At 45.2% G+C, this 24,975-nt stretch carries 18 protein-coding genes; 7 read left to right on the forward strand and 11 right to left on the reverse strand.

Annotation, left to right across the window (positions count from 1 at the left end; translation table 11 throughout):
• Positions 1-75 precede the first annotated feature (75 nt).
• Positions 76-1,371 carry a GGDEF domain-containing protein gene (locus AB4585_RS04480; protein WP_065585186.1) on the reverse strand — a complete coding sequence of 432 codons (1,296 nt, stop codon included), beginning with the start codon at positions 1,369-1,371 and terminating at the stop codon, positions 76-78.
• Positions 1,372-1,673: 302 nt separating this feature from the next.
• On the opposite strand from AB4585_RS04480, the gene AB4585_RS04485 reads away from it, so the two are divergent.
• A complete protein-coding gene (locus tag AB4585_RS04485; protein ID WP_017063586.1) occupies positions 1,674-2,498 on the forward strand; it encodes a DUF2797 domain-containing protein in 825 nt (274 codons plus the stop codon).
• Between the two features lie 132 nt (positions 2,499-2,630).
• Here the strand turns inward: AB4585_RS04485 and AB4585_RS04490 are convergent, their stop codons facing one another.
• Positions 2,631-3,881: a diguanylate cyclase gene (locus tag AB4585_RS04490; RefSeq protein ID WP_372169379.1), complete on the reverse strand. Its 1,251-nt coding sequence runs from the start codon at positions 3,879-3,881 to the stop codon at positions 2,631-2,633.
• A gap of 346 nt (positions 3,882-4,227) precedes the next feature.
• The gene (locus AB4585_RS04495; protein ID WP_136982288.1) at positions 4,228-5,112 is read right to left on the reverse strand and encodes a LysR family transcriptional regulator; all 885 of its coding nucleotides are present in this window, start codon (positions 5,110-5,112) and stop codon (positions 4,228-4,230) included.
• 227 nt (positions 5,113-5,339) lie between these two features.
• On the opposite strand from AB4585_RS04495, the gene AB4585_RS04500 reads away from it, so the two are divergent.
• Positions 5,340-6,011 carry a type 1 glutamine amidotransferase domain-containing protein gene (locus AB4585_RS04500; protein WP_372169380.1) on the forward strand — a complete coding sequence of 224 codons (672 nt, stop codon included), beginning with the start codon at positions 5,340-5,342 and terminating at the stop codon, positions 6,009-6,011.
• 141 nt (positions 6,012-6,152) lie between these two features.
• Here AB4585_RS04500 and AB4585_RS04505 read toward each other — a convergent pair whose 3' ends face one another.
• The gene (locus AB4585_RS04505; RefSeq protein WP_048669267.1) at positions 6,153-7,388 is read right to left on the reverse strand and encodes a cysteine desulfurase-like protein; all 1,236 of its coding nucleotides are present in this window, start codon (positions 7,386-7,388) and stop codon (positions 6,153-6,155) included.
• Positions 7,372-8,028, reverse strand: coding sequence for a 2OG-Fe dioxygenase family protein (locus AB4585_RS04510; protein WP_372169404.1), 657 nt, complete (start codon positions 8,026-8,028; stop codon positions 7,372-7,374). Before AB4585_RS04510 ends, AB4585_RS04505 begins: the two co-directional genes overlap by 17 nt.
• Before the next feature lie 806 nt (positions 8,029-8,834).
• Between AB4585_RS04510 and AB4585_RS04515 the strand changes: the two genes are divergently transcribed.
• The 5 genes from AB4585_RS04515 (at position 8,835) to azu (ending at position 15,762) form a co-directional block, all read left to right on the forward strand.
• Positions 8,835-9,881 (forward strand): S1C family serine protease, encoded by a 1,047-nt coding sequence (locus AB4585_RS04515; RefSeq protein WP_372155508.1) that lies wholly within the window; start codon positions 8,835-8,837, stop codon positions 9,879-9,881.
• A gap of 535 nt (positions 9,882-10,416) precedes the next feature.
• The gene (trxB, locus tag AB4585_RS04520; protein ID WP_004733400.1) at positions 10,417-11,376 is read left to right on the forward strand and encodes a thioredoxin-disulfide reductase; all 960 of its coding nucleotides are present in this window, start codon (positions 10,417-10,419) and stop codon (positions 11,374-11,376) included.
• A gap of 161 nt (positions 11,377-11,537) precedes the next feature.
• Positions 11,538-13,322, forward strand: a complete 1,785-nt coding sequence (gene cydD, locus AB4585_RS04525; protein WP_004733399.1) for a heme ABC transporter permease/ATP-binding protein CydD — start codon at positions 11,538-11,540, stop codon at positions 13,320-13,322.
• Positions 13,315-15,036, forward strand: coding sequence for a heme ABC transporter ATP-binding protein/permease CydC (gene cydC, locus AB4585_RS04530; protein ID WP_372169381.1), 1,722 nt, complete (start codon positions 13,315-13,317; stop codon positions 15,034-15,036). The genes cydD and cydC overlap by 8 nt, the downstream gene beginning before the upstream one ends.
• A gap of 273 nt (positions 15,037-15,309) precedes the next feature.
• Complete coding sequence (gene azu, locus AB4585_RS04535) at positions 15,310-15,762, forward strand: azurin (protein WP_017063577.1); 453 nt, start codon at positions 15,310-15,312, stop codon at positions 15,760-15,762.
• A gap of 71 nt (positions 15,763-15,833) precedes the next feature.
• Here azu and AB4585_RS04540 read toward each other — a convergent pair whose 3' ends face one another.
• From AB4585_RS04540 to AB4585_RS04565, 6 genes are all read right to left on the reverse strand, one after another.
• The gene (locus AB4585_RS04540) at positions 15,834-17,717 is read right to left on the reverse strand and encodes a methyl-accepting chemotaxis protein (RefSeq protein ID WP_017066828.1); all 1,884 of its coding nucleotides are present in this window, start codon (positions 17,715-17,717) and stop codon (positions 15,834-15,836) included.
• Positions 17,718-17,983: 266 nt separating this feature from the next.
• Complete coding sequence (locus AB4585_RS04545; RefSeq protein WP_017060963.1) at positions 17,984-19,555, reverse strand: BCCT family transporter; 1,572 nt, start codon at positions 19,553-19,555, stop codon at positions 17,984-17,986.
• A gap of 271 nt (positions 19,556-19,826) precedes the next feature.
• Positions 19,827-21,425, reverse strand: coding sequence for a BCCT family transporter (locus AB4585_RS04550; protein WP_017066829.1), 1,599 nt, complete (start codon positions 21,423-21,425; stop codon positions 19,827-19,829).
• A gap of 169 nt (positions 21,426-21,594) precedes the next feature.
• Positions 21,595-22,233, reverse strand: coding sequence for a response regulator transcription factor (locus tag AB4585_RS04555; RefSeq protein WP_017060961.1), 639 nt, complete (start codon positions 22,231-22,233; stop codon positions 21,595-21,597).
• Positions 22,226-23,581 (reverse strand): cache domain-containing protein, encoded by a 1,356-nt coding sequence (locus AB4585_RS04560; protein ID WP_017063573.1) that lies wholly within the window; start codon positions 23,579-23,581, stop codon positions 22,226-22,228. Before AB4585_RS04560 ends, AB4585_RS04555 begins: the two co-directional genes overlap by 8 nt.
• A 104-nt stretch (positions 23,582-23,685) precedes the next feature.
• Positions 23,686-24,969, reverse strand: coding sequence for a TRAP transporter large permease subunit (locus AB4585_RS04565; protein ID WP_029235146.1), 1,284 nt, complete (start codon positions 24,967-24,969; stop codon positions 23,686-23,688).
• Between the last annotated feature and the right edge of the window lie 6 nt (positions 24,970-24,975).

Consider the following 24,975-nt stretch of genomic DNA (forward strand, 5'->3'; position numbering starts at 1 on the left):
GGGAGAAGAACCATAAAAACGCCACACGTCACCTATGCACGTGTGGCTTATAAACTCATCAAAACAATTTTCAGATTAGTGACTCAAGATCACCTGGTTTCGACCTGAATGCTTTGCTTGATATAAAGCTTCATCAGCGCGAGCAATGGTCTCTGTCACTCGCTCTTGCTTCATCTCGGCAACACCGATACTGCATGTCAGCGGATCGCCATGAACCCAAAGGTGCTGGCTAACCAATAATCGAATGCGTTCAGCTTTTATCTGCGCCTCTCCGGCTTCGGTCTCAGGGCAAAAAACAATGAACTCTTCACCACCCCATCTCACCAACTTGTCGGTAGCGCTGATCGAACTGCCCACCACCATGCTGAACTCGCGTAAAATATGGTCACCCATTTGATGTCCGTACTTGTCATTTACACTCTTGAAGTAGTCGATATCGAGATACAACATACCCAGCTTGCCATGTCCTTGCTTCACATGTTGTGACTGCATTTTCAACCAATCACGAATCGCGTGGCGGTTTAGTATTCCGGTTAACTCATCACGATGGGCCATCTCTGAAAATTCAAAATTCTGTTCTCTCAGTGCGCGATTGACGTTCTTTAAGTGGTGATGTCTTTTCTCTGCGATCACCATGCGTTTTCTTGAACGGTTTAACTCTGACAGCAAGAATACGGTGCCCGTCCCCACCCACACAAACAGTAGGATCATGAACAAGCTTTCTGCGGTGATATACGAACCTTCGAACTCAATACTGCGGATGACGATTCTGTGGTGACCGAGTTTCGCTCCAGACGCAGTAGCAAACTCAACCATATTCACATTCGAAAATTCAGGGGCCGAATGCTCTAACGCAATGTCGTTGTCAGCCAGCCACCATGTCATCACTTGCAGATTTTTGATCGGGATTTCAATCACACCACCATCGATTCCTGGAGAAAACTCCATCCCATTGTACTTGTGCGTGTACTCGTCATCAGGAACTGAATAAGCAGGGTTGTAGTTACGTAGATAGGTTCTCAAACGGCCACTAGAGTCAGCCTCCGCATGGTAATCAATGTTCACTCTAAAGGTGTGGTACTGAGAAAGGTCAAGGCCCGAGGTGATGTCAGGGTTGATACGAATCGACAGCCCACAGTAAGGCCACGGATACTCAGATTCTTTAAGTTCACAATCGAGAGTGTACTGTCCATTTTCATAGGATAACTGGGACGTACTGACTCCCCTATCAACTTGATCACTGGTCGCGATAAATTCATATTTATCAGGGGTAATTGCCGTTATCACACGATTTCCGCTCACACGGTAATACTGCACAATGGCAAGCGTTGCGATAACTAGAAAGATAACAATCTTATGGATCCACTTCACGTCTAAGCTTCCTGCTTAATATCCCTATAGTTGGGATTTCACGATAAAAAACAAGTTAGATAAATTAGTGATCTTAATACCAATAATCCACTAAAAAGCGTTATATCACGCCTGAACAAAATGTCATACCATAATTTAAACTGAGTGTTTACCATCAATTATCCATCGCAATAATCGAGCAATATTGCGTATAAAAGCAGACTCTATTTGTTATACTCATCGCAAATCATCGTTGACCGTATCGCCTGTTCACAAGGCGAGCGAGTGGACGAAATAATAATCAAAATACAACGAGTAATGTCATGTCTTTATTAGCAAAAGGAACACTCAAGAAGATGAGTGCTTCCCTTGATGGTGCGGTTACTTACCGTTTACCTGTAGGTGAAGAGTTTGTAGAGCTAAACCCTCTGATTGGTAAAACCATCAACCTTACCCATACCGGCAATATTTTTTGTTGTTCGTGTGGTAAGAAAACCAAGAAAAGCTACTCTCAAGGCCACTGCTTTGTGTGCATGAAAAAGCTAGCAAGCTGCGACATGTGCATCATGAAACCAGAGACTTGTCACTACGATGAAGGCACATGTCGTGAGCCTCAATGGGGTGAAGAGAACTGCATGGTTGATCACTTCGTTTACCTATCAAACACATCAAGCCTAAAGGTGGGTATCACTCGTCATACTCAAATCCCTACCCGTTGGATTGACCAAGGCGCGACTCAAGGTTTGCCTATCTTGAAGGTAAAAACACGTCAGATCTCTGGCCTGATCGAAGTTGAGTTAGCGAAGCACATTGCTGACAAAACCAACTGGCGCACGCTGCTAAAAGGCGATGGCGACGATATGGAGTTGGTAGAAAAAGCCAAAGAACTATTGCCATTGGTTGAAGATAAGATCCAAGAGATCAGAGCGAAGTTTGGTGACGATGCAATCGAGATTCTGAGCGAAAACATCACTTCATTGAGCTACCCAGTTGAGCAGCACCCAGTGAAGATTGTATCGCACAACTTTGATAAGAATCCTGAAGTGACAGGCGTACTTCAAGGCATTAAAGGCCAATACCTTATCCTAGATACAGGTGTGATTAACATCCGTAAATTTGGTTCTTACGAAGTGGAAGTGTCTGCATAACTTGTAGAACTTAAACGTTTCTTATAGTTAGAAGCGCTTAGTGAATAGCCAAAAAATAAAATGCCCTCAAGTGATGACTTGAGGGCATTTTTCGTTGTCGATCCTATTCGCTTTCGATGACGATTTTAGGCGTTAGAGCGCAACCACATCTCCGTCTACACAATTCTTGCCGTTGGCTTTCGCGCGATAGAGAGATTGATCGGTTAAATTCACGAGTGCATCAATCGTGACACCGTCTTCACAGGCTTGGCTATCACTGATTCCGATACTGACACTCGAATTAAATCGTAACTGTTCATCAATCTTAAATTCGGTTTGATTAAACTGCTCTCGGATCTGATCAGACACTTGACGCGAAATCTGAGGCGACGCATTAGGGATAAATACAATGAACTCTTCACCGCCCCATCGACCTGCGACACCGCCCACAGCCTCAACATTACGCTTAGCAATATCAGCCAATGCGCAAATTACCTCGTCACCCACCATGTGCCCGTAGGTATCATTGATCGATTTGAAGTCATCGATATCAAGCAGCATACACACTAAGTGAGTCTCAGAGACAAGGTGCTCTCTCAGCCACTCATAAATCGCCCTACGGTTAAGCAAATCCGTCATTTCATCGTAATTCGCTTGGTGTACCAACTGCTTTTCCAGCATCACCTTTTGAGTCACATCTTCGAGCACAACCTGAACGGCTGGCTGACCTTTCCAAGTAATCGCATTGTCGTAAATATTGAAGAACCGATGAACGCCGTCAAAGCCAATGTTTTCAACCACGGTACTAGTACCTGACAACTCCCCTGATACGATCGCGTGATAGTGCTTGCTGATGCCATCGGCATTCTGTTTTGGTACCAGTTCAAGGATAGAGTCCAGCTCTAATACTTGCTCGATGGAAGCCGCGCCTTGCATGTTGACCCAAGATTGATTAACCATCAGCGGCTTGAAATCTCGGTGAACCAAGATGCCCTGCCCAGATTGCATGATCATGTCGTGATACATCTTATCTTGCTCAAGCACCGCATTTTGCAGCTGAATCGCTGGGGAAAGATCGATCACCGTGACTTGCAGTGCAGGTCTTCCCTGCCACTCCGTCACATGGTCGATAGAAAACACAGTGAACTCTCTGCCATTACGATCAATATTGGTATAGGTGTGAACCTGAGGGTCGCGTTGACCACTGACCGTTTCAAGGTAATTTTGATAGGCGAGAACATGATAATCTTCTGAGATTAGATCTAGAAAGCTATCGATATTAGAAAGTAGTTCTTCGGGCGATTGGTATCCATAGATGCGAGCATAGTTAGCGTCAACACTCACTACATTCATATCTTGAATAGTTATTACACCGTACGTGGATTCGAAATTTATTGAAGACATTGCCAACTCCGCACTCTAGCTACACTTCATAAACTGGAGCATAACAACACATCCTGCCAACGCTTCCACACAATCTATCACGCGCTAGGGACATTAATATGCCATCTAGTATATCGTACTGTTGCGGCCTTCTCTACAACTCAATTGCTAACACGAGTTAGTAAAAGTAGACAAGCATCTCAATCCCATTATTCGCGTCAAAAAACAGAAATAGATAACCTATACCAATGTAACCATTATCTTTTTCTACTTTTGGCCTTGAACTGATGAAAGAATCCGCTCCCAACCACTTCAAATCCTGTTCGCTATTCTTTTAAACCTGCGCACTATTCTTTAAACCTACGAACTATTCATTCCAATCAGAGAAATATGAGACTAAGAAGTCGATAGCTAACCGTGCTCTCTGTGGAAGAAAACGACGGTTCTGATAAACAATCCAACTGCTTGTGCCCGCTCCCCAATACTCTTCTAACACAGGGACGAGTTTTCCATTGCTAAGACTGCCATTGAAACTGCTTTTAGGAAGATAAACGATGCCAAGCCCCTCTTCGCAAGCTTTCAGTACAGCGCTTGAATTGTTGCTTTTCCAACGGCCATGAACTCTGACTGCGGTTAGCGGATTTCCATCGTTCTCGAACAACCACTGGTCACTGTTGGCGATAATACAGCTGTGCAGCTTGAGTTGTTCTGGATTCGCTGGAGCACCAAACTCAGCAATGTAATCTTTGCTTGCTGCCGCTGCCATCGGGCGATCAACCAGCTTTCTTGCCACCAGCCCTGAATCGTCTAATCGACCATAACGAATGGCAAAGTCGATACCATCTTCGATGAAGTTCACCATCTTAGTATTGAAGTTCATTTCGATAGTCAGATCGGGGTGATCTTTGGCAAATTCCATCAGCGCTGCCGCGACATGGTTCTCTGCAAATGCACCTGCCGCACTCACACGCAGAGTACCGCTAAGCTGAGTTTGTTGAGACGTGACTTGTTCATTGGCCTGTTGTAGCCCAATCACCAAGTCTTTGCACTGTTGGTAATAAGTGTGGCCCGATTCAGTCAGGCTCACCATCCGTGTTGAACGCGCAAGCAGGGCCACTCCCACTCTCTCTTCCAACCTTGAAACCTGCCGACTCACATGGCTGGTACTGCAACCTAGCTGTTTAGCGGCCGCTGAAAAGCCGTGACACTCAGCGACCGCAACAAATTCATTAATCCCTTCAAAGCTATCCATACATAATCTACTCGCATTTTATCTTTGCTATATAGCAACAATGTTTTGCCTGTTTAGCATATTATCACCTAATCGGTTTGGAACTAGTATTAGATACAACAAGACGGCGATAGCTAAGTAACAACACGATACCTAGCACTAAGCGTTAGCACCTAACGAACAACATCAGTGCTTAACGAAAAGCGTCAGCACCTAAATAGAAAAACAGCAGCTCAAAGGGATGAATCATGAAAAAAATACTAATTCCAGTAACGAACCACGCAACACTTGGCGATACAGACCAAGCTAACGGTACTTACGCTCCAGAACTTACCCACGCTCTGAAAGAGATCATGGCTGCTGGATATGAATACGACATCGCTTCTATCAATGGTGGCAAAGCCCCGCTCTACGGAACGGATATTGAGGGAGATACAGTTAACGCTGATATCTTGGCGGATGATGATTTCCAAAACCGCATTAACAACACGATTCCAGTAAGCCAAATCAATGCTGAAAGCTACGACGCTATCTTCTACCCAGGTGGATTCGGTTTGCTTTCAGACTTAGCAACCAATGAACAGTTCGCTAGCATCGCAGCAAAGCATTATGAAGATGGTGGTATTGTCGCAGCAGTATGTCACGGCCCAGCAGCCCTACTTCCTATCGTACTAAGCAACGGTGAGAAGCTACTAAGCTCTAAATCGGTGACTGGCTTTACACGTGAAGAAGAGATCGACTTTGGCACCATCAACGACATTCCATTCCTACTAGAAGAGTCACTTGCTCGTGGCGCAGCACGTTTCAACAAGGTTCAACCTTGGCAAGAGCTTGTGATTGTTGATGAGCGAGTCATTACAGGCCAGAACCCAACCAGCGCACACGCAGTGGGTGTCGCCATTGTTGAGCAGCTTTCTTAGTCGAATCGCTGTCTTGATTAAGTCACTGGCGCTAACTCAATAAGCGCGGTGAAATGAAAAAGAGCATACTTCCTACTCAATATTCATGAGAGAAGTATGCTCTTTTCTAATTCTGTCGCGATTTAGTGCTAATTACTTCTGCTAATGGCTTCGCAAGATCCCTTCAAGCACATTGAACAGCAAGTCGATCTCTTCAATCGAGTTGTAATGCATACAACCAATACGCACCACGCCCTGCTCTTCGATACCCAGCTGCTTCACCAAACCTAGCGCGTAGAAGTGTCCATTCCACACACAGATATTATGCTCGCCCAGCTTCTTAGCGATAAACTCTGGAGAGTGATTATCAAAGGTGATGGCAAATGTTGGCGTTCTTAGATTCGAGTCAAACTCTGTTTTCCCGTAAAGCTTTGCCCCTTCGAGATCAGACAAGCGTTTAAGGAAGTACTCACTAAGCTGGCTTTCATGCTTGTTATAAAGCGCGTAGCTTTGCTCTAAACGAGAACGCAGTGAATCTGTTGGCTCACCAAACTGCGCTAAGTAATCCACCGCCGCAATCACACCCGCTAGGCCTTCGAAACTTTGTGTTCCAGTTTCAAATCGGCCTGGACCAATGTTAGTGGCAGGCTCTACCTTGTAAGGCTTTAACGTATGCAGCCATTGAGGTGCAATGTAAGCAATACCTACATGCGGGCCGAAGAACTTATAAGCCGAACACGCTAAGAAATCGCAATTCAGTTGTTGAACATCGATCAAGTGATGAGGAGCATAATGCACAGCATCCACATAAACCTGCGCACCGTGCTGATGTGCAAGCTCGATAACTTTCGCCATATCGACAATCGAACCTGTGGTGTTCGAAGCAAACGTCACCGCGACAAGCTTGGTTTTCTCGTTCAACAGAGACTCAAAGTGCGCCATGTCTAGGCTGCAATCCGACTCATCTACACGAACTTGACGAACAATAGCGCCCTTGTCGTCTGCGGCTTGCTGCCAGCTTGATACATTCGAGTAATGGTCTAACGCAGTGACAATAACTTCATCGCCCTCTTTCCAATCGCGGCTGATCGCTCGGCTCAGTTGGAAGGTCAGCGAAGTCATGTTCGCACCGAACACAACGTTGCCAGAAGACTCAGCATTGAGTAGCGCTTGTGCTGCTTCTCTCGCTTGCTGCATTAAGCTTGTAGTCTTTTGGCTAGAAAAGTAATGACCGCCTAGGTTTGAATTAAAGTGCCCGAGGTATTCCGTCATGGACGCCAAAACATTTTCAGGAACCTGAGAGCCACCCGGCCCATCAAAAAAGGTCACAGGCTTACCGTTATGGTATTGGCCTAGCGCGCTAAACTGCTGGCGCACATCATTAAGAGTGAAGGACATTGCGCGCATCCTTAGCAGTTAGAACAAACACATCCATATAGCCCATCTCATCGTGGTCTATGGTACGAATCGGCTGTGCGTTGTGCCAAAGCTTGCTGTCGGCCAGCATTGCTACTTCACCGTCTTCAAGCACTTTTCTAAAGAATGGTGCTTCATGTGAATCTTGGTACAGCATGATCTCGCCACCCACAATGTTATGACGGTTAACACCAATTAAAGCGATGTGGTCGAAGCCATCTTGGTGAACACCTTCTGGCGCAACCTGTGTCTCTTCAAAAATGGCAGCGATACGAATTTGGTGGATTTCGATTTCTTGCCCGTCTTCAAGCCCATTGGTTTCAATAAACAGTTCACACATCTCTTGCATGCCTTCGCTGCTTAGGATTGGTGCTTCAATTGGCTCGAATTGGCGAACAACGTCACCTTGAAAGTGATTAATGTCTTCAGACTGAACAAAGTTATGTTTGTCTAGCTCTACGACTTGTCCATTACTGAATTGAACCACTGAGTACCTTCTCAATCGGAACTGGCCATCCGCATGCTCTGTGCTTGGTAGCTTAGAGAATGAAGGTGACAACTCCTTAACCGCGTGGTTACTGAGGTGGGTAATATGTAGGGTATTTTCGTGAGCATGTAACATCATCGACTCCTTAATGATTGTTAATTTACTTTTGATATTTAACGTTTTGTTTACATAAAGGATACTTGAAGATCTTGTCAAATCAACATTAAACAATCATTTATCCCGTCAGATTTAATAATTCAGACACTAAATCCAACCCGAAATCAAAAAGCAGTGTATAACACCAGAATAAAAGATGACCAACTCTTAAAACTAGCACACTCCACTAGCTAGTTATAAATCCCTATAAATTTAAATATAACGATATTATCCACTGGAAAGCTAAGTTTCATATTGTGTCAGCCCTTTAGCGTCAATACGCCAACCTCCTTACATGAGCTCAGGCGTCACGCTCGCCATCATTCATTTCTATGCTTTTGCACAGCGAAATACGACCTACCTATCAATTGCCAAGCTATTGATTATTTACACAACAAACTGAAATTGGTTAATTTATAAGTACGCCAGAAACCAAACGCCTTTGCTTGCGCGTCTGGAACAGGTCGAGTTCGGGGGGAACTCGGCCGCTCTTAAGTAACAATTACTTTCTTTTAAGGTTACGCCTTTCTCAATTCCAATTCAGTTTGTGGTGTGTTCTCCTAGTATCAGTTAAGACTCGTATTTGAGTTAACCTAGAGAGCTTGATAATAAAGTGCTTTAAAAATGTAGATTCCGGCACTGATGTGCTAATTCCTACCCGTTGTTTTTCTAATACACTATCTAGCTACTTCGAGCTTTTTCGTAGCATTTTGAAACGAATGATCAATCAAACAACCATGAGGTTAATGGTAGAATTCTGCCCCTTTTTTGTTTTGGAGATGTTCGTGAAAAAGTTACTTTTGTTATGTATGGTGTCTTTGTCTTTAATGGGGTGTGTGTCATCGCAAGTAGCCATTGTGGATAACACTGCTGTAGGTAACAATAACATTCATGTTGTGATTGAAAGTGACGCGGTTGAGGATCGACTTGGTGTTGGTCCGGTTATCTTGAAGTATTTAGAAGATAAACAAATCTCATCAGAACTTGGTCATGGCGGCAAGCATTTTGCGCAATCAGGCACTGGTAGCGGTTTCTTGGTGGCTGAAAACAAATGGCTCACCAATTACCATGTAATAAAGGATTTAGATGACATTACTATCAGTTATGCAGGTAAGAACATTCCGGCTACTGTTATTGCTACTGATGAACATAATGATCTAGCCCTCCTCAAGGCAGACAGCGGTGATTTGAAATCAATAAAATTCGCTACAGCTGAAGTTGGAAATAGTATTTACGTATCGGGTTACCCGCTCTCTTCTATGCTGGGCGATTATGCAAGACTGACAACGGGTAATATAAGCAGTTTGTATGGATTTGATGGTAACACTAGCAACATACAAATTACGGCCCCGATCTCTCCAGGGAACTCAGGAGGACCTGTAACAAATACCGACTTTGAAGCGGTAGGTGTAGTCGTCAGCACGGCAAATACAGTCGCGATGGCTAATAGAATCGGTTCGCTACCTCAAGGCTTAAACTTCGCTGTATCTCCGAACATTGCCACAGGATTTTTGTTGCAAAATGGCGTTGAGACACCACAAGAAACAATAGATAGCGTTCAGGCGCTTCTCAGTAGTACGGCATTAATTTGGAATGGCAATTCAACAAACCAGAAGCGAACTTATATCGCCAAGTTTACTTATAGATATTATTGGGACCTAGGTAACCATCTGTCGTATATGAGATTGCACCTTATTGATAGTAATACCGGTGAAACGGTTTTAAAGTCATCCCTCGAAGCTGATTCAATGGGTGTCCAAGGTCCAGTTTATGACATGATGGACAAGATCACCTCGGAATTAGCGGTAGGTCACAATCAAACCAACATGTAATTTTGATAACCAAGAGTCAATATCAAAGAGTCGTTCTACTTAGTTAGTTCGGCTTTTTGGCCACAAGTTATCACTCGAAATTAAAGCTCTGATCGGTTTGGTTTATGGTTGGCCTTTCTCTACGCCTTGTGTATTTAAAGCACTTTTGTTTAACTGTCCTGAACCAATAGGGCTAGACGCTTCTGTAAGCGACTTTCCAACCCCAAAAGTTGCCCGAACCCTCGAGTTCGAGTGTTTTTTGTACTCTTAATTATAAACTTCAAAGCCTACATACTCTCTGAGCACTATAACATGCTCACTCCTCCACTAGCTTTTGAAGGCCCCTAACTAGCGATAGTGCTGACCTCCCCACCACACGTTAAACCTTGGGAAGTTCTCACTGACTCTTCCAGCCACGAAAACGTTTGTCTCCATTAAGTTCTAAACTATAACGATTAATTACACTTCAGCCCTTGTTTAACCTTTTATTGCCTCCATATTTTCCATACAATCCTAAGCGATTATAAATAAAAACAATTTCAATTTCGGAGTCCTCATGAGCGACGTAAAGCACTGTAATTTATTGATTCTTGGTTCTGGCCCTGCTGGCTATACAGCTGCAGTTTACGCTGCTCGTGCAAACCTAAACCCAGTACTGGTTACCGGTATGCAGCAAGGTGGTCAGCTTACAACCACTACAGAAGTGGAAAACTGGCCGGGTGATGCTGAAGGTTTAACGGGTCCAGCTTTAATGGATCGCATGAAAGAGCACGCAGAGCGCTTTGAAACAGAGATCCTGTTCGACCACATTAACGAAGTCGATCTATCAAACCGCCCTTTCCGTCTTAAAGGCGATTCTGGCGAGTACACGTGTGATGCATTGATCATCTCAACGGGTGCATCGGCTAAGTACCTAGGTTTAGATTCTGAAGAAGCATTCAAAGGCCGTGGTGTTTCTGCTTGTGCAACGTGTGACGGTTTCTTCTACCGCAACCAAAAAGTAGCGGTTGTTGGTGGTGGTAACACCGCTGTTGAAGAAGCACTTTACCTATCTAACATCGCGTCTGAAGTTCACCTTGTTCACCGTCGTGACACGTTCCGCGCTGAAAAGATTCTAGTGAAGCGTTTAATGGACAAAGTAGAGAACGGCAACATTGTTCTTCACACTGACCGCACGCTAGACGAAGTTCTGGGCGACGATATGGGCGTAACGGGCGTTCGCATTAAAGATACTCAGTCTGATAAGACAGAAGACATCGAGGTAATGGGCGCATTCATTGCTATCGGTCACCAACCAAACACTGAAATCTTCAAAGGCCAAGTCGACATGAAAGATGACTACATCATCGTTCAGTCTGGTCTTGAAGGTAACGCAACACAAACCAGCATCCCTGGCGTATTCGCTGCGGGTGACGTAATGGACCACAACTACCGCCAAGCAATCACTTCTGCTGGTACAGGTTGTATGGCTGCACTGGATGCTGAACGCTTCCTAGATGGCCTTAACGATAAGTAAATCTGAGATTGCAGATTTGATTATCGGTGCTCTCGCCTCAGTAGATGCAGGGCGTCATCACATTTTGTTGTAAATCCCTAGAGCCCAGTGGTATATCCACTGGGCTTTCTTTTGTATACTAGCCGCCCTCAACAAATAATAATTATCATTAAGCCTTCATAATGGATAAGAAAAAACAACGCAGCTTGAACAAGTGGCTTAAGCAACAGAGTAAGTTAGCGAAACGCTGGCTTATGATTGCGATTAGCCTTGGCGTACTTTCAAGCGTGTTCTTAATTGCTCAAGCAGCTCTTCTCGCCTCTATTCTTCACCAGCTGATCATAGAGAATGTCGATAAATCTGAACTGGTTGGTCATTTCGCAGGCTTGGCATTATCGGTCGTTGGCCGTGCTGGCTGTACATGGGGACGTGAAATCGCAGGTTATCGCTGTGGTGAACAAATCCGTGTCTACATCAGGCAACTCATCCTAGATAAATTACGTGAGTTAGGCCCTGCTTACATTAAAGGTAAACCTGCCGGTACGTGGGCAACGCTGTTGCTAGAACAAGTAGAAGACATGCAAGACTTCTTCTCTCGTTACCTGCCTCAGATGTCTCTGTCGGTAATGATTCCATTCATTATTTTGGTTGTGGTGTTCCCAGTAAACTGGGCAGCGGGACTGATCTTCTTGATTACGGCTCCACTGGTACCGATGTTCATGGCACTTGTTGGTATGAAAGCGGCCGATGCCAACCGTAAAAACTTCAAAGCGCTGCAGCGTCTTTCTGGTCACTTTTACGACCGTTTGCAGTCAATGACGACTATTCGTCTATTTGACCGCACCAACGCTGAAACAGAAGTATTGAAAGGTGCATCTGAAGTGTTCAGAACGCGCACCATGGATGTGTTGAAAATCGCTTTCTTGTCTTCTGCGGTACTTGAGTTCTTCACGTCGATCTCTATCGCGATGACCGCGGTTTACTTTGGTTTCACCTACATTGGTGAGCTGAACTTCGGCCACTACGGTGCAGGTATTACGCTATTCGCTGGTTTGTTTATCCTTATCTTAGCGCCAGAGTTTTACCAACCTCTGCGTGATTTAGGTACTTTCTACCACGCGAAGCAACAAGCGGTTGGCGCAGCCGAAAGTATTGTCGAGTTCCTAGAAACAGACATCACTAAGGTTAAATCAGGCAACACTCAACTCGATTCAGCTCAAGGCATCAATATTGAAGCTACCGACCTAAAAGTGTTAAGCCCTGAAGGTGTTCAATTAGTTGGACCTATCTCGTTCGCACTGAACACTCGCCAATCGACTGCGTTAGTTGGCCCAAGCGGTGCGGGTAAAACGAGTTTGATCAACGCTATCCTTGGTTTCATGCCTTATGAAGGAAGCTTGAAAATCAATGGTATTGAATTGCGTGACCTCGACTTAGCCTCTTGGCGTAAAACCATTAGCTGGGTTGGTCAAAACCCGTTGCTACTGCACGGCAGCATTCGTGACAACGTCACTCTAGGTAAGCACGATATTGCTGACCAAGTTGTCGAGAATGCACTTGAGCAATCATTTGCTAGCGAGTTCGTTAACGAGCACGGCTTGGATTATATGATTTCTGATCGCTCTGGCGGCCTGTCTGTTGGTCAATCTCAGCGTTTAGCTTTGGCTCGTGCAATGATTCAAGACGGTCAGTTCTGGTTATTAGATGAACCCACTGCCAGCCTAGATACTCGTAGCGAACAGTTAGTGATGAAAGGCATCAATAGCAATATTGAAAGCCGCACTGCCCTGCTTGTGACGCACCAACTCGCTCCTCTTAAATCAGTCGATAATATTCTGGTGATGCGCGATGGTGGTCTGGTTGAACAAGGTCATTACTCTCAGCTTTCAACTGCGGGTGGTTTGTTTGAAGAGATGCTGAACGCGAACTTAGCTCAACAAGATAATAAGGGTAATTTAGATGCGTGATTTACTGCCTTACCTGAAACTCTATAAAAAGCATTGGTTTGGCCTATCGCTAGGCATGCTATTGGCTTTCGCTACTCTGTCGGCTTCTATCGGCTTGTTAACGCTATCAGGCTGGTTCATTTCAGCTTCTGCGGTTGCAGGCCTTACAATTGCACGTGAAACCTTCAACTACATGCTACCGGGTGGTGGTGTGCGTGGTTTGGCAATGAGCCGCACTGCGGGTCGTTGGGGTGAACGTGTTGTCAGCCACAATGCGACATTCAAGCTATTAACTGATCTGCGTATCTTCTTCTTCAAGAAGCTGGCTCCGCTGATCCCAGGTCGTATCTCAAACCTTCGTGATGCTGACCTTCTCAACCGTTTGGTTGCTGATGTAGACGCGATGGATCACGTGTACCTGCGCTTAGTAAGCCCTGTGACGGTGGGTGTGTTCGGGATTTTCTTCCTGACTCTGTTCTTAATGTGGTTCGATAGCTCACTAGGTTTAATCTTAGGTTCTATCCTTCTGATCATGCTGTTGGTTTGGCCAATCTTGTTCTACAAATTGGGTAAACGTAACGGTGGTGAGCTGACACAGAACAAAGCGGATCTTCGTGTGACAACGCTAGATTGGATTGAAGGCTACAGCGAACTGACTCTGTTTGGTGCTGAAGAGCGTTACCGTAATGCCATTCTAGAGACGCAACGCAAGCTGATGGCGAATCAGTTTGTGAATGCTAACCTAACCGGTATGGCTTCAGCTGCGCTAATGCTGTTCAACGGTCTGACGCTTGTTCTTATGCTTTGGCTTGCAGCAGACGGCGTAGGTGGTAATGCACCAGACCCGTTCATCGCGCTAATGGCATTCGCAACCATGGCAAGTTTTGAACTGCTGATGCCTATCGCAGGCGCGTTCCAGCACTTAGGTCAAACCCTGTCTTCAGCACGTCGCTTGAATGAGGTTATTCTGTCAGAGCCTGAAGTTAAGTTTGCTGAAGAGAAACTCGACATCAGCAAGCCGCTGGATATTACGTTCTCAAATGTGACGTTCAACTACCCTGATTCTGAGCGCAGTGTTCTGAACGCAGTTGACCTAACGATTCCTGCGACTCACAAGGTTGCGATTGTTGGCCAAACGGGTTCGGGCAAATCGACTCTGATTCAGCTTCTAACTCGCTACTGGGATCCTAAAAAGGGCTACATCTCAATCGCAGGTATTGAACTGACGCAGTGGAATGAATCGCAGCTTCGTGAATCAATCAGTGTAGTAAGCCAACGTGTCGACATTCTAAATGGTACTTTGCGTGACAACTTGTTGATTGCAAGACCAGAAGCGACCGATGATCACTTAGCAAATATCCTAAGAGATGTTGGCCTAGAAAAGCTGCTTGAGAATAATGCACTTGATAGCTGGTTAGGTGACGGTGGTCGTCAACTGTCTGGGGGTGAGAAGCGCCGTATTGGTATCGCACGCGCGATTCTTCATGATGCCCCTATCCTGCTTCTCGATGAGCCAACAGAAGGCTTAGATAAGCAAACAGAACACAGCATCATGACGCTGTTCGAGAAGCACTTTGAAGGCAAGACGGTTATCTTCATTACGCACCGTTTGATTGGTCTGGAATCGATGGATTCGATCGTTCTGATTGAACAAGGCGAGATTGTTGAGCACGGTTCTCATGAAACGCTGTTAAACGAAGCAGGACGTTATTTCCAACTTCGTCAGGCAATCTAGCTCCTCATAAGTTGTAAAGAAAACCATTCTAAGCCCGAGTTTATACTCGGGCTTTTTGTTGTCTGCGATTCTAGTCTCGAGCAACCATTCCCCCCTAAACGGTTGTTCATGCGCTGATTAGTTTTGCCCTTTCCTACAAAAACTTACCATTTACAAAGCAACGAGTTGCACACAATTCAAGTCGTAGCACATTACTATGATCATCTTTCTAGGATAATACGTATCAATCAACCTCATGGAATAACCTCCCCCTAAAATAATGGAGAACAGTGTATGTCTTTACGATTAATCGCAACAACGATAGCGCTTGTAGGTGCTAGCTTTACCGCTCAAGCGAGCTCGGAATGTGAAGTATCGATTGATGCTAGTGATCAAATGAAATTTTCAACTGACACATTAAGCGTTCCAGCGAGCTGTAAAGAAGTGAAGCTGACGCTAAACCATACTGGTTCTATGCCAGCCCAATCAATGGGTCACAACGTCGTTATAACAGACACTGCGTCGCTACAAGCAGTAGGCATCGATGGTATGTCGGCAGGTATCGACAATAACTACGTAAAACCTGACGACAGCCGCGTTTACGCCTTCACTCGTGTTATCGGTGGTGGCGAGTCAACCTCAATCACTTTCAGCACAGAGAAAATGACAGCCGGTGGCGACTACTCTTTCCTATGTTCATTCCCGGGCCACTGGGCAATTATGAAGGGCAAGTTTGAGTTTAAATAACTCGTTAGTCTAGATGGTACAGATACATCAAAGCCCCAACCTAAGTCGGGGCTTTGTTATATTGGCTTCGATTACAGCTTGAAGCGGCTGATTTCGCTTTCTAGCTCGTGAGACAGTTCAGAAAGCTGCGCAGCTTGCTCTGCAGCTTGGTGTGCTTCGTCTGCTAGCTCGTTAGATACGTCACGGATTCCTTCAGTGTTACGAGTAATCTCAGACGTTACTGACGCTTGCTCTTCTGCAGCAGAAGCAATCTGTGTTGCCATGTCACTGATGCGTTCAACAGCAGCATGGATTTGCGTTAGGCTTGCAGCCGCTGAGTTCGCGTCATCAACACTGGTTTCAGCAAGTGTACGGCTATCGTTCATGATGTTAACCGCTTTGCCTGTTGTACCTTGCAGCAACTCAATCGTTTGTTGAATTTCTTGCGTTGAACCGTGTGTACGTTGGCTCAGAACTCGAACTTCATCCGCTACTACTGCGAAACCACGACCTTGCTCACCGGCACGTGCTGCTTCAATAGCGGCGTTAAGTGCAAGTAGGTTCGTTTGTTCTGCAATACCTTGAATGTTAGACAAGATAGCGTTGATGCTGTTGCCGTGCTCTTCAAGCTCGAGAATCACGTTGGTTGCGATTTGAACTTCTTGAGCAAGGTTTTGGATAGAGCTTTGAGTCTGTGTCACTTGACCAGTACCGTGCTCACACGCGCCAACCGCTTCAGATGAGTTCTGTGCAGTATGGTCTGCGTTACCTGCGATCTCTTGTGTTGCTGCAGCCATTTCGTTAACGGCTGTTGCTACCATGTTGATCTCGTCTTGTTGCATTTGGATACGAGCACTACGTTCTTCAGCTTGAGAAGCCGTTTGACGCGCTTGGTTGCCCAGCGCAGCAGATACTTCGCTTAGCTTGATCACCATGGTGTGCATGTTGCCCACAAAACGGTTGAAGTTTGCTGCAAGCTGACCAATTTCGTCGTCGCTCTTAGGCTCAAGGCGTTGAGTAAGATCGCCCTCACCTGAAGCAATTTCTTCAAGTGCTGCTGAAACGCGGTTTAGGTCGCGGAATAGGAAGCTTACTAACCAAGACACAAGTACGATTACGATGAGCGTAATAATGACAGCAGTGATGATCAGCTGAGTAAGTAGCGTTGAGTGGTTCGCTTCTTCTGTTGCTTTGTCCATCTGAACCGCGAAGATCCAGTTAGTGTTAGGCACCTTCGTGAAGTAAAGCAGCTTGTCTGCGCCGCGCTCTTTGATGATCTCGATGCTACCCGTACGCACTGCGTTTTCGATGATAGGCATAGAGATATCGTTTGAAAGCTGGCTTACCGGCTTCAAGCTTAGTGCTGAATCTGGGTGTGCTAGGAATGTGCCGTCAGAGGCATCAATTAGCATTGCGTAAGCGTTGTCACCAACATCAAGGCTGATTACATCGTTAACCAACTGGTCGATCAGTACGTCTGCACCAACAACACCAACAAGTTGGCCGTTGTGGCGAACAGGTTCTGCGATCGTTACTAGAAGTGCTTTGGTGATTGCATCTTGGTAAGCCGTAGTAATGATTTGCTTACCTGCAGCGTTTGCTTCTTGGTACCAAGGACGTTGACGAGGGTCGTAATCTGCACGATTACGTTCAGGATGTGAACGGTACATTCCACCTTCTGGAGTACCTAAAAAGATATCGTCAAAGCCACCCGCTACACGAGCTTGTCTAAGGAAAGGAACAACATCATCCTCTCGTGAAAAGTCATTAAATGCTGATGCGATATCAGTACGGATATCAATCCAGTTTTTAATACCTTCAGATGCTGCTTCAGATACGCTTTCAGCTCGTAGGTATACGCCATTACGAGTCTGTTCAAATAATTGGTTTGCTGATAACCAAGTCAACGCTGTAGCCATAACGACAACAGCAGATAGGCTAGCACCTATCAACTTCTGCTTTAGTGTTAGTTTCATGTCAAAGTTTCACGAGTGGTGGGAAATCCCGCGCATACTACCCAATATCAGTATTAAATTCGAGCAATTTTATAATTTAATATCGGAATATAATTTTAAGCAAACCATAAGCTTACCTAATGTCAATTCCTTGGCTTGTCGCCAAATTTAAGGCGGCATTATCTCTACGGTTATTAGTATTTTTATCGCACTTCACATGTTAAAAAGAGACAAGAAAACACGGTAAAGAGGAAACAAAAAAGGCAGTAGATTTCAGCTTAAAAAGCCTAGCGCTTTTCTGTACGCATACCCATTAGCAAGCTCACACACATCAGTAATAGAATGATGGTGAATGGCAATGCTGTAGAGATTGCACCCGCTTGTAGAGCTTGTACTGCTTCAGTACCACCAACCCACAATAGAGCCACAGCAATCGCACCTTCTAGGAACGCCCAGAACACACGTTGAGGCACAGGCGTATCAACTTTACCACCCGCGGTGATGCTGTCGATTACTAGAGAGCCTGAGTCAGACGATGTAATGAAGAAGACTAGAACCAATACAACCGCAATGATTGAAAGCAGAGTCCCGAACGGCAGTGCATCAAACATTTGGAACATTGCTAGTGATACATCCGTTAGGCCGTCTTGACCAAGAATACCAACGTTATTCACGATTTGGTCAATCGCCATGCCACCGAATACTGACATCCAAATGATAGTCACTGTAGTCGGTACAATCAGTACTGCTGTGATGAACTCACGAACGGTACGACCTTTAGAAACACGTGCGATAAACATACCTACGAATGGAGACCATGAGATCCACCAAGCCCAGTAGAATACAGTCCAACCGTGCATCCACGTTTCATCTTCACGACCGTGAGGGTTACTCAACGGAATGATGTTTTCAATGTATGCCATCAATGTCGTTGGGATAGAACCTAAAGTCACCGCGTAGCCGATTAGAGCCACTAAGATAAGCAGTAGGAAAGCCACCAACATGTTGATGTTACTGATAACTTTAACGCCACCATCAATACCACGAAGTACTGATACTACCGCCAATAAAGTCACCGCTGTAATCACAATAACTTGTAGACCTAAGCCCGCTTCAATGCCGAATACATGCTGAATACCACTTGCCGCTTGTTGTGCACCAAGACCTAACGATGTCGCCAGACCAAATAGCGTTGCAAGTACAGCAAGAATATCAACAATGTGACCTGCCCAGCCCCAAGCTCTATCACCTAAAATTGGGTAAAAGATAGAACGGATAGAAAGAGGCAATCCCTTGTTGTAAGAGAAAAACGCAAGTGACAGTGCTACTACGCCATAAATCGCCCAAGGGTGTAGACCCCAGTGATACATGGTTGCGCCCAATGCCAGTTTTGCAGCTTCTGGTGTGTTTGGTTCAACACCTAACGGAGTTTCAAACCAACCCGTGAAGTAAGCCGCTGGCTCTGCCACACTCCAGAACATCAAGCCGATACCCATACCTGCGGCAAACAGCATCGATAGCCAAGAGAAGAATGAGTAATCTGCCGTCGCATCAACACCACCAAGGCGGATTTTGCCGTACGGAGAAACAATCAAACCTAAGCAGAAAATTACGAAAATATTACCCGACCAGATGAAAAGCCAATCAAACGAATTGATAATCTGGCCTTTAACGCCATCTAGCGCAGCCTTTGCTGAAGCGGTATCTGTAATAAGAACACCGATCAGGAACAAAGCGATAAGTCCCGCACTAATACCAAATACTGGGTTATGAACATCAAAACCCCATTTTTGGACGTTATCTTGACCGACAGTGTAATCCGTACTGTCGATACTGTATTTATCTATACCTTTAGTCATCATCCCTCTCTACGGAATTCTATTAGGGTCTATTGACCTCGTATTCCTTACTTACCTGCGACTTAATTACAAACTCGAACCTACGATCCAAGTAGTACAAGCTGTTGTCACAATAATTCAAATACTTGGATGTCTGAAGTTTAGCAGGTTAACTTGTTGTTTTCAGTAAACTAGAATCGGTTCGATGGAATTTCAAACAATATTCACGTAATTACTCAAGCTTATGACGAAAAAAAGGTCGACCCTGTCGACCTTTTTATCAAAAATACTTTTAACTCAAAGCATTTTGGTGCTTAACCAATTGATTTTCAGTTCGTAAACCTAGCAATAAGCTTAGGCACATAAGCAATAATATGAAGGCAAATGGTAGCGCCATCGATACCGTTCCAGCTTGCAGTGCTTGAATAGATTCCGTACCACCAACCCATAGTAGAACCGCTGCAATCGCGCCGCCCATCAACGCCCAAAATACACGTTGTGGAACCGGTGCATCCACTTTACCGCCAGAGGTAATGCTATCGATAACCAATGAGCCTGAATCAGAAGAGGTGATAAAGAACACCATAATCAAACCAATCGATACCACTGAAAGCACAGAGCTCATTGGCAGAGCATCGTAAGTATGGAAAAGAGAAAGTGTAATATCTTGCAGACCATTCACACCAATCTCGCCCACCTTGTTCGCCACTTGATCAATCGCGATGCCACCGAAAATAGCCATCCAGATGATGATTACTGTCGTTGGGATGAACAATACAGCAACGATGAATTCACGAATCGTTCGACCTTTAGAGATACGAGCGATGAACATGCCTACGAATGGTGACCAAGACATCCACCACGCCCAGTAGAATACCGTCCAACCTTGCATCCACGTTTCGTCATCACGACCGTGAGGATTGCTTAAGGGAATGAAGTTTTCAATGTAGCCCATTAGCGCGGTTGGGATTGCTTTAATACCCGCCATGCCACCAGCGATGGTAACGAAGATAAGTAAGCCCAAAGCAACCAGCATGTTCACATTACTCAGAAGCTTTACACCACCGTTGATGCCACGAACCACGGACATTGTCGCTAAGAAAGTAACCACTGCGATAACAATCAGCTGCATGCCAATACCGCCATCGGTACCAAATACATGGTTAATACCACTGGTCGCTTGTTGAGCACCTAAGCCCAATGAAGTTGCAAGGCCAAATAGCGTTGCAAGCACAGCGACGATATCAACAATATGACCAAACCAACCCCAAGTTCTATCACCCAAGATAGGGTAGAAAATAGAGCGGATTGATAGAGGTAAACCTTTATTGAAGGTGAAGAAGGCAAGCGCTAGAGCAACAACCGCGTAAATCGCCCAACCGTGCAGACCCCAGTTGTAGATGGTTGCACCAAGAGCCAACTTCGCCGCTTCAGGAGAGTAAGCTTCAACACCTAGTGGTGTTTCATACCAGCCAGTGAAATAAGCTACTGGCTCAGCAACACCCCAGAACATTAAGCCAATACCCATTCCTGCGGCGAATAACATCGACATCCAAGATAGGTTTGAGTGCTCTGCTTTGGCATCATTGCCACCAATACGTATCTTGCCATACGGGGAGACAATGAGGGCAAAACAGAAAATTACGAAGATGTTTGCTGCCCACATGAAGAAACCATCGAAGTTACCAATGACTTTCCATTTGATTCCATCAAGCGCCGCTTTTGCGGTTTCAGGGTCTGCGACTAGAAGTGCCAACAGGAAGATAATGATCGCCCCTGCACTGATTCCAAATACTGGGTTATGAACATCAAAACCCCATTTCTGAACGTTATCTTGTCCTACTGTATAATCGGTATTTTCAATACTATACCTATCTTTTACAGGCTCCATGCTTCCTCTCTAATTTGCAGCGTACAGTTTGCAACATTGCATTCGGCGCTTAAATTTCGAAAAGAAGAATATCAACCTGTCGCAAAAATACTAAAAAAACCTCCATAAAGGAGGCGTAAATTACACATTTAGTAATTAAATTACACATTTAACGTTATTTAGCGTAAGATCAGTCCACAAGCCCGGAGCTGACCGCATATTTAGCAAGCTCTGCCGTAGAGTGAATATCGAGCTTATGCTTAATATTTTGCCTATGGGTTTCTACCGTTCGATAGCTGATATTCAGCGCCTTTGCGACCTCTTTACTGCTCTCCCCTTTTGCGACTAATTTCAGCACAGCCTCTTCACGTCTGCTCAATGGATTCTTGACAGATGGCGTGGGAGTAATCGGCTGAGTAAACAAATTCTGCGTGACTTTTTCACAGAAATAGGTCGATCCTTGATTGACCGTTTTGATTGCCTGTACCATTTTTTCAGCCGAAATCTCTTTCAACATGTAACCGACAGCACCCGACTGCATCACCTTCATGATGTATTCACGGTTGTTATGCATGGTCAGCATCAGGACCTTGGCTTCTGGGTCTTCTTCTTTAATCAGATGGGTGGCATCAATGCCATTCATGATAGGCATGCTGATATCCATCAACACCACATCAGGGCGCAGAGACTTAACGACCTCTACCGCTTCTAGTCCATTGCTGGCCGTACCTATCACGCTAATATCTGGCTCGAGTTCCAATCTCGCCATAAAGCCATCCAGTACCACTTGGTGATCGTCAGCAATCACAACTCGAATAACTTCACTCATTCATTAATCCCTCTAGTGTCAGTAACACTGTAATTTCCGTTCCGAGGCCAATCTCACTCATCAATTCAAAGTCACCACCGATGAACTCCACTCGCTCTCTCATGTTACGCAGCCCGATCCCTCGTTTTTCCATCGCTTTATAGGTGTTGAAACCGACACCGTTATCTTGAATCAGTAGTTGCAACACATTACCAATTTGCTGAGCGATAACCGTTACTTTGGTCGCTTGTGCATGTTTTTCTATATTATTCAGCGACTCTTGCACGACTCGATATAGGGTCGTCGCCGCCTCTGATTTTAACTTACCAGGTTGAGTAGCAAACATGGTCTCGACTTCTATGCCCGAGTGCGCCTGAAAATCTAACAGTAATGAAGACAATGCCGCTTCTAAGCCTATGTCATCCAATGAACTTGGACGAAGTTGATGCGAGATGTGCCTCACTTCTTCGATCGCTCGCATCAGTGAATGCTGCGACTTATTCAAATGTGCTTTAAGGTCTTCATTTTGTAGCTTATTACCGAGCAGTTCCAAATGGCAACGACTCGACACTAATAATTGGTTAATACCATCATGCAACTCACGCGCTAGATGCTTCTTCTCGTCTTCTTGGAACATCACCGTCTTATGCGCCAGCTCCTTTAAGTTGTTATCAGCAATCCGATGTTCATGCATGTTAATAGCCAAGGTCAGCACGATGATGACCGCGACCGTTACGCTCAAAATCACCACAATCGAAAAGAACGTGGTTTCAATATTCTTATTTATCGCAGCCTGCATCGAAGCCACTTCTTGGTGTACGTCTTCAATATACAAGCCGGTGCCAATCATCCAGTCCCAACGCTCTAACCAAGCGGCGTAGCTCAGCTTAGACACCACCTCACCCGTCGACGGTTTTTGCCACAAATACTGGTGAAACCCGCCTCCGGTTTGCGCTTCTCTTAACAGAGCCTCTATCAGAAAATCGCCATCTTCATCTTGCAGTTGGAGTAGGTTTTGGCCTATCAATTCTGGCTGAATTGGATGAACCAAGTTGGTCCCGAGGCGATCGTATGCGAAGAAGTACCCATCAGAGCCATATCTAAGTTTAGACAATATGGTTCGAACTTTTTTTTTGGCTTGGGCTTCTTGGATATTTGGATCGTTATAGACGTGTTCTATGGCGTCGAACGCGAGATCAACCGTGTCTTTGAGGGCGTTTTCACGCGACTTGATTAGGCTGTCTCTAAAGATCTCGACTTCTTTAGCGCCTAACGTCTTAGTCTGGTGCAGCGAGATCCAACTAATACTCGCCGTTACCAGCAGCAACGGGAGCAACGTCAGCAAAATCAGCTTGGCTTTTAGAGGCATTCCTTTCCCTCACAAAAAACGGCTTACTGAACATCAATAAGCCGTTTTACTTTAGCAATTTATAGATAGCCGTCGAAACATATCATTCACATTCTTGGCTTCACTCACATTCCATAGAAAGATGGGAAAGCGAGAAGTGATCCAAGTACGAGGATTTGAATCAGAATGAACGGCATCACACCTCGGTAGATGTCCTTAGTCGTCACGCCTTTCGGTGCTACGCCTTTTAAATAGAACAAACTAAAACCAAATGGCGGCGTTAAGAAGGAAGTTTGTAGGTTCATCGCAATAAGGATAGCGAACCATGTCATGTTGATGCCCATCAGTTCAGCAACTGGCGCAATGATCGGCACGATGATGAAACAGATCTCTACGAAGTCGATGAAGAAACCCAGAATCAGAATCACCAGCATGGTAATGATCAGGAAGCCCCATTTTTCACCTGGCAGTTGTAGCATCCACTCTTCAACCAGATAGTCGCCACCAGTGTAGGTAAACGCCATTGAGAATGCCGTTGCACCCAACAAGATAGCAAATACCATCGCCGTTACTTTCACCGTCTCTTTCGACGCCTCGTACACCATCGACCAACTAAATTGACCGTAAAGCAGTGCAAGTATCATCGCACCCGCGCCACCTAATGCGGCTGACTCTGTTGGCGTAGCGACACCTGCGAAGATAGAGCCCAGTACAACAATGATTAACGCTAGAGGCGGAAGAATCGCTTTCAGTGCATTAAACACTTCCTGCTTACGGCTGATGGAGTCATCACGTTCAATAGGTTGAGCCGCTTCAGGGTGTAGCTTTGCGTATATCAAGATATAAACGATGTACGCGCCGACCAGCATCACGCCCGGCCAAATCGCAGCTTGGAACAAGTCGCCTACAGGAACACCTAGAACATCACCCAATAGAATCAATACGATGGAGGGTGGAATGATCTGCCCTAGCGTACCAGACGCACAAATAGTGCCGCAGGCTAAGCCTTTGTCGTAATTGTACTTGAGCATTACAGGTAGGGAGATAAGTCCCATAGCAACAACAGAAGCACCAACCACGCCAGTAGAAGCCGCAAGTAGTGAACCTACTAATACGGTTGAAATCGCGATACCACCACGAACGCCGCCAAACAGTCGCCCCATAGACTCAAGCAACTGCTCAGCAAGCTTGGTCTTTTGTAGAACGAGCCCCATAAAAACAAACAATGGAACGGCCATCAGAACCGTGTTTTCCATAATGGATTGAATTCGATATGGCATGAAGGCAAACATTTCAATGCCCTCAGCCCAAACACCAAAGATTAACGCGATACCACCAAAGGTAAACGCCACTGGGAAGCCAAGTAAAAGCGCAAACAAGGCTACGAAAAACATTACTATTCCAATCATGTTCAG

This window comes from Vibrio sp. 10N.222.49.C9, assembly GCF_041474985.1.
Classification (GTDB): domain Bacteria; phylum Pseudomonadota; class Gammaproteobacteria; order Enterobacterales; family Vibrionaceae; genus Vibrio; species Vibrio crassostreae_C.